Raw genomic sequence first — 12,377 nt, forward strand, 5'->3', positions numbered from 1 at the left:
TAAGTTGTCAAAAAATGATATCTGATGGAAAATATCTTACAAATAGATGCTAATTTTATTGATACAAATACTGTATTTGCAGAATTAGTGGAAGAGCTGCGATCTAGCTTCTCAAAGCAAAATGTGATTGTACCGATGCGGCATCATCATGACTTTCCGAACTCGAAGATGAATGCAGACTCTACCCTTTTGCTAATGCCTGCATGGAGTCCTGGAGAAAATTCGGGTGTAAAAGTGATTACAATAAGTCCTGAAAATAGTCAATTTAAGATGCCTTCTATTCAAGGTGTTTATATTTATTTTGATGCATTAAAAGGACATGTAAAAGCTATTTTAGAAGCTAAAAGTTTAACTGCTAAACGAACCGCAGCAGCTTCTGCGTTAGCTTCGTCTTTTTTATCTAGAACAAACTCAAGTTCTTTATTGATGATTGGCACTGGTGCATTGTCTACTAATCTCATTAAAGCGCATGCCGCTGTTAGACCTATTAATACAGTCTATATTTGGGGGAGAAATTTTAATAAAGCAAAGGCTATTGCAGCCGAATTAAAAGAAGAATCATTTCGTGTTACAGCCATTGAATCTATCGAAGAAAAAATAAGACAAGTCGATATTATTTCTTGTGCAACGTTATCAAAAACACCTTTAGTTTTAGGTACCTTTTTGCAAGAAGGCCAACATATCGATTTAGTTGGTGCTTATAAAAAAGACATGAGAGAATCCGATAATGCAACGATTAGCAGAGCCAGCGTTTATGTAGATACTTTTCAAGGCACCCTAAAAGAAGGTGGCGATATTGTTATTCCGATTCAAAACGGAACTCTAAAAAAAGATAATATCAAGGCCGATTTATTTGAGCTCTGCTCATCCCAGAAAACAGGACGAGCTTATGAAAAAGAAATCACACTTTTTAAATCAGTAGGTCACGCTCTTGAAGATTTAACTGCGGCGGCTTATTATTTTGATAAATTTAAAAAGAAATAGCAGTTTCCGAAACATTCATTATAAAGTGAAACTTTTATAAAAACTGACACTACGTTTGTTTTTTATTCAATACCAAAGGGATTTTGAATGCTATACGATGGTTCTGTAAACCATACAGGACCATCATTCGTCATGTAAATATGGTCTTCTAATCGTATTCCAAATTTACCTGGAACACAAATCATCGGTTCATTGCTAAAAGCCAATCCTGGTTTTAAAACTGTTTGATCATTGCGAATCACATAAGGCCATTCGTGAATTTCTAAACCAATTCCGTGCCCAGTTCTATGCGGTAATCCTGGTAATTTATAATCGGGTCCCAAACCATAAGCTTCTAAAACTACTCTCGCTGCATTATCTACATCAGCGCAAGTATTCCCTAATTTCGAAGCATTAAAGCCACCTAGTTGTGTTTCTTTTTCGATATTCCAAATTCGAGTTTGTTCTTCATTTGCTTTTCCAAAAACGTAGGTTCTTGTAATGTCTGAAATATAATTATGTAGCATACATCCTGTATCAATTAAAACAACCTCATCTTCTTCCAAATTTTTTGGCGATTTTACACCGTGAGGAAATGAGGAATCGACTCCAAATAATACAATACAAAAATACGAACCAGAAGTGGCGCCATATTTTATATGTGCATCGTTAATAAAATCGGTTACTTCTTTTGCCGAAATACCAACTCTCAAAATTCTTGCTGTTGCTTTTTGAACTTCTAATGTAATGTTCATAGCGTGTTGCATAATTGCAATTTCAGCATCAGACTTAAGCATTCTACAACCTGCTGTAATTGGTTTTGCATTGATGAATTGATATGAATCTTGGCAATTTCTAATTCCGTCAAAAACAAAAAAAGGTGTTGCTTCATCTATAAAAACATCTCCAGATGCTACCCCATTCTCTTTTAATAAGGTTATAAATAGTTGATGCGGAGATTTATGTTCTTCCCAACCGCGAACACTTCCTTCTATCAACATAAAATCGAAAATAGTTCCTTTTTCAAATTCAGGAGCTATATAAATCAATTTGCCATTAGAAAATAGCACTGCGCCAACCATTCGTTCGCTTGCATTCCATTGAAATCCTGTAAAATAGAAAAGATTTACACCTGCATTTAAATACATAGCAGGTACATTTTGTTCTTCCATTAATTTGCAAGCGTTCTTAATTCTTTGTTTAAATTCTTCTTTTTGAATTGGTTTTGCCAAATGCGCAGTTGGCTGAATTGCCGCTAATTCTGCTTTTATAGTTGATCCTCCGATTCCTATCATGTATCTTATTTTTTTAATTATGCATTCATTTTTGCAAAAATTATATTTTTATAACTCTTCTTTTTTCATCTCAAAATCCCAAATAGGTGTTTGATTTCCTAAATGCTCTACAAAATAATTCCATCTTTTTTTAATAAAATAATTTTTGTACGCTCCTTGATAGCTGTGTCTTTGACTTGGTAAAATTAACAAATCAAACTCTTTATCTGCTTTTATCAGTGCTTCGGCAAACTTAAAAGTTGCTGACGGATTTACATTGTCATCGATTCCTCCGTGCACTAATAATAACTTTCCTTTCAGGTTTTTAGCCATCGTTATATTTGAAACTTCATGATAAGTAGAATCTACAGGCCAACCTTGGTACATTTCTGGCCACCAAGCTTTTTCCATTCTAAAATCGTGATCTGCAGAACTTGCTACAGCAACTTTATAAAAATCTGGAAATGCCACCATTGCATGACCTGCATCATAACCACCTGCGGAGTGCCCAAAAATCCCAACTTTTTCGCCATTTATCCATGCATATTTTTTAGCCAATTTTTTAATGACCAATACATGATCTTCTAAATTATTTCCCATGTTTTTGTAAGAATGATTGAGAAATTCTTTAGATCTTCCTGAAGTTCCTAAACCATCTACCGCTACAACAATAAACCCTAATTCTGCTAAAGATTGATTACTAAACCCCAAATCAAACTGTTCTGGAAATACTTGGGTATGCGGTCCGGTATAACTATTATCTATGATTGGGTATTGTTTTGATGCATCAAAATTTGTAGGTTTCCAAAGCGCTCCATAAATTGTTGTTTTGTTATCTTTTGCCGTAAACTCAAAAACTTCTGGAGTTTCCCAACCTTTAGAAATCGCGTCTGAAACATCCGCTTGCGTTAACGCTGATAAAATTTCTCCAGTTTCTGAACTTCTTAAAACTGTTTTTGTTGGGATTTTAATCGTTGAATAACTATCTACAAAATAGGAACCGTCTTTAGAAAAGCTTACTTCATGATTTGTTTTCTCTGGGGTTAATAAGGTTTCTTCTCCTTTAAAATTTACTTTATAAACTTGCTGATGATAAGGGTTATTGTCTACCTCTTTTCCAGAAGCTAGATAGTAAATAACCCCTGCTTTTTCATCGATATGCTCAATGTCATTTACAACATACGTATCACTTGTAAGAAGATTGGTTGTATTGGTTTTCAAATCGAACATATGTAATTGTCTCCAACCTGTTCTTTCTGATAAAAAAATGATTTTTTGTGCATCTTCTAAAAAACGATATTCAAAATTATCGATATTTGTTTTTGATGTTTCTGTAATTAAAACTTTCTGTTTTTGAGTATTTAAATCAACTTCGATTATTTCTTCCTTTTGAAAACCTCTTTGCATTACGTCTGCTAATAAGACTCCAGATTCATTCGTCCACTGGCTTCTAACAGCATTTATATGAGTTTGGGTTGGTAATTTTGATGCTACTTCTAGTTTCGTTGTAACATTATAAAACACAGGTTTTATCATTACCATCGTTGTATCTCCTGGCGAACCTCTGTAATAAGACAACAATTCTGGCTTAAATAATTCATCTTTACTCCAATCTAACAAATACATTTTTTCTGCATTTCTTGTATCGACCACTTGCGTATAAATCCATTTAGAATCTGAAGACCAATCTACAGAAAAGTGTTTTGGGCGATCTCCATTCTCCCCTTTCATTATATCAGCCCAACCATACCAAGAAGCATATTCATATCCTTTTTTTCCATTGAAACTTAATTGATATTTTCTTTTTGTTTTGGTTGATTTTATAAATAAATTATAGTTATTTACATAAGCAGTCCATTTTCCATCTGGTGACTTACTTTCAAACTCGCTTTGTTTTTTTTCTTCTTCTTTTTTTTCTTCAGTAATTTCATAAGAAGTTAAATCGACAATATAATTTTTAGCTTTAAATGTAAAAGAAAGTCCGTTTGCTACTTTTTCAATGTTTGTTAATACCAAATCATTTTCTGTAACAGCTACTTCTTCAATTTTATTTAAAGCACCCGCAAGTTTAGCATGATCAAATAATTCTTCAACTTTAGATGAATTTTTAAAATCTACCTTGTTATAGGTTTTGTTTTCTTTACTATAATCGACAAACCAAATACCAGATTCATCGTCAAACCAAGAAACGGAAGTATACAAATTAAAGGCCGTTTTATTACCGTAGTTCTCATACATAAACGAAACTGCATTTTTATAATCTTGTTGGGTAATTTCAGTTTTTGTGTTTGAACAAGAAGCTAAAACTAACCCTACAAAAAGCAATACTATATTTCTTACCATCCTATTTTATTTTAAAATTATTTTTATTCCTTTTTTTAAAAACGAAATTGTTTTTAGTTGCTCGTGTTTGCATTTAAAACAAACAAGCACCATTTTAAATTCTTGTAGGGTGTCAAAAAAATAGCTTTGTAAATGTACAAAAAAGTATGTTTACTCTTTTTTAGTTTTCTCAATATAACCAAGAACTCTTTGTTCTAAAATTACCAAAGTAACCGTTCCTTGTTCTAAAATAATTGTGTGAAAATCTCTGACATCAAACTTACTTCCTAACTCCTTTTCTGCCTTTAACCTTAATTCTCTAATTTTTAATTCGCCAATTTTATAAGATAGCGCCTGCCCAGGCCAAGAAATATATCTATCGGTTTCTGTATTAATTTCATGAATAGAAAGTGCTGTATTTTCTGACATATAGGCTACAACTTGCTCTCTAGACCACCCTTTTGCATGGATACCAGTATCTACTACCAATCTACAAGCGCGCCACATTTCATACGTGAATTTGCCAAATTTCTCATAAGGAGTTGTGTACATACCCATTTCATCTGCTAAAAATTCTGAATATAAACCCCAACCTTCTCCATATGCCGATACGTATAAATTTTTACGAAATTGCGGAATAGAATCTCCTAATTCGTTATTTAAACTTCCTTGTAAATGATGCCCAGGAACGGCTTCATGCACCGTTAATGCGGGTAATGTGTATAAGGTTCTACTTGGTAAATTATAAGTATTTACCCAATAATAACCAGGTTCTGTGCTGTTTTTTGTGGTTCCTATATACCGCCCTGCTGTGTATTTCGGTGCAATTGCAGCCGGAACGGGAGCAACTCCGTAGGGTTTTCTTGGCAATGTTTTAAAGAATTTTGGTAATTGCGCATCTACTCTTTTTGCAATATCTCTTGCAATCATTAAAATTTCTTTGGGTGATGTTGCATAGAATTGCGAATCGGTTCTTAAGAATTTTAGAAAGTCTGCAAAACTTCCTTTAAAATTAAGTTCGTGAATAATGTTTTGCATTTCTGCTTTAATTCTCGCTACTTCCTTTAAACCAATTTCATGAATATCATCTGCAGAATACTGTGTGCTTGTGGTGTAAAAATTAATTCTATTTTGATAATAAGCGTTCCCGTTTGGAGTTTCAGAAACTCCTAAACTAGTTCTTGTTTTAGGTAGATATTCCGTTTCAAAAAATGTTTTTATTCTTTTAAATTGTGGCACTACTTTCTGTTCAATAGCAATTTTTGCCTCTATTAAAATGGCGTCTTTTAACGCTTCAGAAAAGTTAGCAGGTAAATTGTTAAAAGGCTTGTAAAACATACTTTCTTTAAAATCTGTCACAATATGCGTATTGTAAGTGGACTCATATCCTTTAAAAATAACTTTTGGTTGAGACACTCCTTTCATTAAACCCTCTCTTAAATTCACAAAGTTTTGATCAACAAATTCGGGTAAAGCATTTAACTTTCGTAAATATTCTTTAGCATCAAAATCGTCATAAATAGGTCTTATTTGATAATTTAAACTGCTATGAAAACCTGAATCTGATAATAGGGGATTTAAAAAACGTTCGAATTTGTAATAATCGATTTGATCTTGTAAAACGAATTGTAATAATTTTGCAGAAATTTGTTCAGTTTCAGCAAAACCAGCCGATTCTATTTTAGCTAGTTTTGCCAATAAATTTTCTGCAAATTCGGCTTCTGACTGGTAATAGGTTCTTGTATACAAACCTAAAGGATACTCTTTTTTATCAAAACCCTCATGATTTTCGTATTCCTTAATAATGCTTGATAAGTTTTCTAAATTTGAATCCTCTTCTTGCTCGCAACCCATAAAAAATGTTGCCAAAACTAACCAAAATATTGTTTTTAAAATCCTCATAATTATAAATTTTCTAATTGTAATTTTACTTTTTTTATCAACCCTTGTACCACCAAGTTATAAGAGTCATTAATGAGCCCTTTTGCTAAATCATCAGAAACATCCGCAGAATTTAGGCTTACTGTGTTCCATAATCTTTTGTTCATGTGCCAACCAGGCTGCACACCTTCGTATTCTTCTCTTAATAAGATCGCTTTTTCAGGGTTACATTTTAAGTTGATTTTTTGTTCGCCTTTTTCCCAAGCCTCTAAACTTGATAAAGCAAATATTTTATCCATCACTTTAAAAACCAAGGTAACCTCATCAAAAGGAAAGTGTTCGGTAACTCCTTTCTTAGCAATACAAAAATCTCTTAATTGTTCTATGTGCATAAGTATATTTTAAAATATTTATTTACAATTTAAAAAAGTACCTTTAACTGCCTAAAAATACACTATTAAAATGAAAGATGATTTTCTCGAAAACACTACAATTATACAATATTCTGATAAAAATTATGAAAAAACTAAATTTTCATCGCTTTCTCAAGTTGATTTATCTATAAATGTACATGGCACAAAATGGGTAAATACGTATGGTTTAGAATATCAGAAAGATTTTAAAACGGTTATTTTAGAAAATAAATTAGACGACTTTTTGATAAAATTACTCATGGAAGAAGAGCATGCTACCAAGGTAATTATATTAGATGATGTTTTATTTGTAACCATAAAAGTATTACGAACAGAGGGCATCAATTTAGAGTATGAACAAATGATCTTTATTGTTTCGCCACATTTTTTATGGAGTATTCAAGAAAAACCTGGCGATTATTTTAATTGGATTCGTGAGCGCTTAGAAGGGCATAAAGGGATTGTTAGAAAGAAAAAAGCAGATTATTTATTGTATTTAATTATTGAGGCAATTATAGATAATTATCAAGAAACCTATTTAAACCATGAAAAAATTAGTGATTCTCAATTAAATGCAACCCATATAAATCCTACTCCAGAATTTACATCTTTAGTAGAGGCCCGTAAACAAGAATTATTTAATTTTAAAAAGGCTGCAATTAGTTTAAGAGACATGATTGTAAAGCTCGAAAAAGTTAGAATTAAAGGAGTAGACACCAAGTATTTTAGTGAAATTAAAGAACAAACTAACAACTTAATTTCGAATATAGATTTTGAATTGCAAGAGTTAGAAAGCAAAATAAACTTAATTTTTAGTATTCAAGGACACCGCTTAAACGAAGTGATGAAAACACTCACAATCCTTTCTGTAATTTTTATTCCGTTAACTTTTTTAGCAGGAATTTATGGAATGAATTTTGAAAATATGCCTGAACTAAAAAATGAATATGGCTATTTTATTTTATTAACGGTTATGGTTGTTGTTACTGCGGCTGCGGTTTGGTATTTTAAACGAAAAAAATGGTTTTAGATTTTTACGGATTTAAGCATTCAACTATTTTTTTGTGATTTATCATCACCTCAAAAAAGGAAACCTAAACTTACTAATATTTAGTTTTAACGACTTGATGAAAAAAATCAACACAATTAGTTCCAATGAAGAAAAGAAGTAAAAAAGAAAAAATTAAATTTAAAAAACTTACGCAAATAATTTTTATTTTTGGGTTACTATTTCTTTTGGTTGGATTATACCGGTTTTTTCTCATTTCTCCTTTGTTGGGTGTAAACATTAGAACAAACCAACCAGTCATAACTAATGGTTCTTTTTTTATATTTATCGGGATTTTACAAATAATTTTAGGTTTTTATCGAATTTATTTTGCTAAAAGATCCTAATGGCATTAAAAACCTTTAAACTTTTTTCAATATAAATCGAATTAGGCAACTAAATTACAAATTTTTCTAAAACTGTCATTCCCTTGAAAAAGGGAATCCAAACTAACTCCTTTACAGGTTTTTCGATTTACTCCGTCGAATTTAATAAAAGCATATAGAGTAACAAAAAACTAATTTTAATTCGTACTCCTTTTAAAAATAATCTTTAAAAACATAAGTAAAGAGACGATTCCTAAAACCAATACAAATGTGTGTTCTTATCCATATTGCTCTTTAAAATTTAATGCGACAGTAAAATTACATCTTAAATTTCTTTAGTGTGATCTCTGTAATCGCAATCCAAAAAGGACTGATAATAAGCGTAATGGCAATTAAAGAAATGGTGAATGAATAACTAAATTCGCTAATGATATTCAGATTAAAAGCAGCTAAACATATCATAAAACTCAACTCACCAATTTGTGCTAAATAGGCACCACCCAAGATTGCATCTTTCCAAGAGCAATCAAAAATTCTTAAAATTATAGCATTCAGAACGTGATTTGTAATAAATGCACCTAACAATGCGATGGAAATTGTTTGAATGTTTTCGAATATAAATGAAAGGTTTATTTGTAAACCTATCCCTATAAAAAAGATAGATACAAACAAAATTCTAAAAGAATTTAACGTGTCGTGAATCCAATCTGTAGATTTCCCTGCATGCATAACCATACCCCCTATAAATGATCCTAATGCAGGAGATAAACCTAAATAAGAAGATAACAATGCACCTCCAAAACAAAAAATCAAAGCGATAAAAACTTGTAATTCGTGGTCTTGCTCTACATGCTTTGCGAATGGAATTGTAATTTCTTTTTTAACATAAATATAAATTAATATGAACGTAAATAAAATGGCACCACCAATTAAAAGGAAGATACTAGCGGTAGATTGTCCTCCTCCTCCTAACATTGAAATGACAACTAACATTGGCGCTATTAAAATATCTTGAGTTAATAAAATGCTCAAAATATTCTTACCTAACGTACTTTCTATAAGTCCTTTATACTGAATAATTCCGATAATTACAGCCGAGCTACTCAAAGCAATTACAAAACCTAAAACTATAATTCTACTAAAATGCCAGTCCAGATAACTCCCTAACAAGTACACTATTAATACACTGAATAATATTTGAATAGTGGTTCCTATCAACGATATTTTCCATTGATTTTTAAATTCTGGTAAATTAATTTCCATCCCAACAAAGAATAGTAAGAGAATCAAACCTAGTTCACCAATATTTTGAATCGTTTCTGAATTTTGGATCAATCCTAAACCAGAATTGCCAATGAGAATACCCACTAAAATATAGCCAATAATATAAGGTTGCTTCAGTTTTTTTAAAAATAAACCAGCCATCACAATACAAAAAATAATTAAAGTGGCTAGCCCAAGAAAACCTGTAAAATTAGATGATAAAAACATGTTACTATTTAATTATTTTATACAAAATAGGCTTGCTTGGTGTGGCATCATTTTCAAAAGGTGCAATCATTAAATTTAGCAAATACTCCCCATCTTCTATTTTATTAGACACATAAATAAACTCTGTAATTGTCGCATCCATGCGCAATTCTCCGGCAGTATTCCAAAAAGCGTTATGCGCCAATAATTTTCCGCCATCTTTTTCTTTATCCACAGAAGGTACATCTATCAATAAATGTTTGATGCCTTTTTCTCTTAAATACACCGCAGCATCTTCTAATAAATACGTGGGATTGGTATTTGAATAGCGCATCGAAGTTTTATCTCTTAAATTTGGCAATGTTCGAATAACAATAGCATCTCTTTTCTTATTTCTGATTGCAGCTTGCAGTTGTTTTCTTGAAATATAAAAATCTTCACCATCGCTTTCTGGCGCAATTGTAACTACCTCGGCCAAAAAGAAGTAATGTTTTAAATTCTGATTCACCGAGTGTACTTTTTCTGTAATATGACCAACACATTCTGTGTGTGTAATATGAGAATGAGGGTTAAAATGAATATTGTTAAAATTTACAACAGCACCTTCTGATACCTTAATAAGTTCTCCATTTAATTCTTCAGGAAAAATTTTTGGATCATCTATATACCAAGCATTTACGTTTTGTTTTGTAACATCTATGGGAATAGAAATATCGATAGGTTTAGAAACATCAATTTCTATTTTACGTGAATTATATTCTATAACTGCTTTCATTTAGGCTACACTTGTTTCAGTATCTGTTAGTGACTTGTCTTAATTTGAATACACCCGTTTTTATAACAGGTGTTTTCAATCCAAATATAAGTTTTTTAAACCAAATTCAAGATGAACAAATCAGATGCAATTCCATCAGACAAAAACTTACCTTTATGGGTGGTTTTTAAAATTCCGTTTTCAAGGCATAACAATCCTTGCTCAATATACTTTTTTGCTTGCTTTTCTAAATATTTTAGATAGGTAGCACCAAAATCATTTTGAATTCTCTCTAAAGAAACCCCCCAGATCGTTCGTAAACCTGTCATAATATATTCATTATATCGATCTGTTGTAGACAAAGTTTCTCTCTCTATAGGTAGCTGATTTTGTTGAATAGATTTGATATATTTTGCATTACTTCTCACATTCCAGCTTCGTCGTTCTCCATCAAAAGAATGCGCCGAAGGTCCGATGCCTAAATAAGATTTGCCGAGCCAATAAGAGGAATTATTTTTACTGAAAAAACCTTCTTTACCGAAATTAGAGGTTTCATAATGTACAAAAGCTGCTTTTTCTAACTCATCAATCAAAATTAAAAATTGCTCTTCTGCTTTTTCATCATCTACATTTTTTATAATGCCTTTTTTAATAAAAGTTGCTAAAGCCGTTTTTGGCTCTACTGTTAGCGCATAACTAGAAATATGTGGCACCCCAAAACTCAAGGCGGTTTGTATATTTTCTCTCCATTGCTCGTTTGTACAATCTGGAACCCCGTAAATTAAATCGACAGAAATATTATCAAAGTAGCGAGTCGCTAGAGATATTGATTCTTTTGCTTCTTTAGAATTGTGCGCTCTATTCATCAACTTTAAATCGTGCTCAAAAAAAGATTGTACACCAATACTTAATCTATTTATGGGCGAATTTGCAAGTTCAATTATTTTTTCTTCGGATAAATCATCCGGATTTGCTTCTAAAGTAATTTCTGGATGCGCTACAACTGTATGATTTTTGTAAACTGCATCAATTAAAGTTTTTATTTCTTTAGTTGATAAAACGCTTGGTGTTCCCCCACCAAAATAAATGGTTTCAATAATAACGTTATCGAGTTCCGTTTTTCTGATTTCGATTTCTTTTACAATTGCCGAAATCATTTCATCTTTTTTCTTCAATGAAGTAGAAAAATGAAAATCACAATAAAAACATGCTTGCTTGCAAAAAGGTATGTGAATGTAGATAGCCCCTACTGACCTCCCTGAAGGGGAAGAACTCTTACTCTGGTAATCAAACTCTTTTTTCAACAAAATGATAGTATTACTTTTTCTTGCGAAGATTTATAACAGTGCTATTTTTTGAGCCCCCTTTGGGGGTTTGGGGGCTATTCTGCTTCACAAAACTTGCCCAACCCGTATAATTTTTTCCTCCAATCACTTTTCCTGAATTGTAAAAATGACAAACGGCTGCTGCCAAACCATCGGTAGCATCGAGGTTTTTAGGTAACGTTTTTAAATTTAATAATGATTTTAACATTAAGGCTACCTGTTCTTTACTAGCACTTCCGTTTCCTGTGATGGACATTTTAATTTTCTTTGGCAAATATTCTGTAATCGGAATTTCTCTAGACAAACCCGCCGCCATGGCAACTCCTTGTGCTCTGCCCAACTTTAGCATAGATTGTACATTTTTACCGAAAAAGGGTGCTTCAATCGCTATTTCATCTGGATTGTAGGTATCAATTAACTCAATTGTGCGCTCAAAAATCAATTTTAACTTTAAATAATGATCTGTATATTTTGTCAGCATTAATTCATTCATTTGAATAAATTCCATCTTTTTACCAACAACTTTTATGATGCCAAAACCCATAATGGTTGTTCCTGGATCTATCCCTAAAATGATTTTTTCTACTTTCAAAAATTAAGG

At 31.9% G+C, this 12,377-nt stretch carries 10 protein-coding genes; 2 read left to right on the top strand and 8 right to left on the bottom strand.

Annotated elements, in window-relative coordinates:
• The first annotated feature begins 24 nt into the window (after positions 1 to 24).
• Positions 25 to 984: an ornithine cyclodeaminase family protein gene (locus ES044_RS08115; RefSeq protein ID WP_147187002.1), complete on the top strand. Its 960-nt coding sequence runs from the start codon at positions 25 to 27 to the stop codon at positions 982 to 984.
• A 62-nt stretch (positions 985 to 1,046) separates the two neighbouring features.
• Here ES044_RS08115 and ES044_RS08120 read toward each other — a convergent pair whose 3' ends face one another.
• From ES044_RS08120 to ES044_RS08135, 4 genes are all read right to left on the bottom strand, one after another.
• The gene (locus tag ES044_RS08120) at positions 1,047 to 2,258 is read right to left on the bottom strand and encodes a M24 family metallopeptidase (protein ID WP_147118159.1); all 1,212 of its coding nucleotides are present in this window, start codon (positions 2,256 to 2,258) and stop codon (positions 1,047 to 1,049) included.
• Between the two features lie 48 nt (positions 2,259 to 2,306).
• Positions 2,307 to 4,580 carry a S9 family peptidase gene (locus ES044_RS08125; protein ID WP_147187004.1) on the bottom strand — a complete coding sequence of 758 codons (2,274 nt, stop codon included), beginning with the start codon at positions 4,578 to 4,580 and terminating at the stop codon, positions 2,307 to 2,309.
• 150 nt (positions 4,581 to 4,730) lie between these two features.
• The gene (locus ES044_RS08130) at positions 4,731 to 6,413 is read right to left on the bottom strand and encodes a DUF885 domain-containing protein (RefSeq protein ID WP_223269118.1); all 1,683 of its coding nucleotides are present in this window, start codon (positions 6,411 to 6,413) and stop codon (positions 4,731 to 4,733) included.
• 50 nt (positions 6,414 to 6,463) lie between these two features.
• The gene (locus ES044_RS08135) at positions 6,464 to 6,832 is read right to left on the bottom strand and encodes an MmcQ/YjbR family DNA-binding protein (RefSeq protein ID WP_147118156.1); all 369 of its coding nucleotides are present in this window, start codon (positions 6,830 to 6,832) and stop codon (positions 6,464 to 6,466) included.
• A 70-nt stretch (positions 6,833 to 6,902) separates the two neighbouring features.
• Between ES044_RS08135 and ES044_RS08140 the strand changes: the two genes are divergently transcribed.
• Complete coding sequence (locus ES044_RS08140; protein ID WP_147118155.1) at positions 6,903 to 7,883, top strand: CorA family divalent cation transporter; 981 nt, start codon at positions 6,903 to 6,905, stop codon at positions 7,881 to 7,883.
• A gap of 662 nt (positions 7,884 to 8,545) precedes the next feature.
• On the opposite strand, the gene ES044_RS08145 is transcribed toward ES044_RS08140, so the two are convergent.
• From ES044_RS08145 to ruvC, 4 genes are all read right to left on the bottom strand, one after another.
• Entirely contained in the window at positions 8,546 to 9,718 is a 1,173-nt protein-coding gene (locus ES044_RS08145; protein ID WP_147118154.1) for a cation:proton antiporter, read from the bottom strand.
• A 4-nt stretch (positions 9,719 to 9,722) separates the two neighbouring features.
• Positions 9,723 to 10,472 (bottom strand): cyclase family protein, encoded by a 750-nt coding sequence (locus ES044_RS08150; protein WP_147118153.1) that lies wholly within the window; start codon positions 10,470 to 10,472, stop codon positions 9,723 to 9,725.
• A 95-nt stretch (positions 10,473 to 10,567) separates the two neighbouring features.
• A complete protein-coding gene (gene hemW / locus ES044_RS08155; protein WP_223269117.1) occupies positions 10,568 to 11,686 on the bottom strand; it encodes a radical SAM family heme chaperone HemW in 1,119 nt (372 codons plus the stop codon).
• Between the two features lie 82 nt (positions 11,687 to 11,768).
• Positions 11,769 to 12,368, bottom strand: coding sequence for a crossover junction endodeoxyribonuclease RuvC (gene ruvC / locus ES044_RS08160; RefSeq protein WP_223269115.1), 600 nt, complete (start codon positions 12,366 to 12,368; stop codon positions 11,769 to 11,771).
• Between the last annotated feature and the right edge of the window lie 9 nt (positions 12,369 to 12,377).

This window comes from Polaribacter sp. IC066, from assembly GCF_007997085.1.
Lineage (GTDB): Bacteria > Bacteroidota > Bacteroidia > Flavobacteriales > Flavobacteriaceae > Polaribacter.

Excerpts from the sequence above, each read along its gene's own strand:
- ES044_RS08115 (WP_147187002.1), top strand. The coding sequence starts at position 25 with ATGGAAAATATCTTACAAATAGATGCTAATTTTATTGATACAAATACT.
- ES044_RS08120 (WP_147118159.1), bottom strand. The coding sequence starts at position 2,258 with ATGATAGGAATCGGAGGATCAACTATAAAAGCAGAATTAGCGGCAATT.
- ES044_RS08125 (WP_147187004.1), bottom strand. The coding sequence starts at position 4,580 with ATGGTAAGAAATATAGTATTGCTTTTTGTAGGGTTAGTTTTAGCTTCT.
- ES044_RS08130 (WP_223269118.1), bottom strand. The coding sequence starts at position 6,413 with ATGGGTTGCGAGCAAGAAGAGGATTCAAATTTAGAAAACTTATCAAGC.
- ES044_RS08135 (WP_147118156.1), bottom strand. The coding sequence starts at position 6,832 with ATGCACATAGAACAATTAAGAGATTTTTGTATTGCTAAGAAAGGAGTT.
- ES044_RS08140 (WP_147118155.1), top strand. The coding sequence starts at position 6,903 with ATGAAAGATGATTTTCTCGAAAACACTACAATTATACAATATTCTGAT.
- ES044_RS08145 (WP_147118154.1), bottom strand. The coding sequence starts at position 9,718 with ATGTTTTTATCATCTAATTTTACAGGTTTTCTTGGGCTAGCCACTTTA.
- ES044_RS08150 (WP_147118153.1), bottom strand. The coding sequence starts at position 10,472 with ATGAAAGCAGTTATAGAATATAATTCACGTAAAATAGAAATTGATGTT.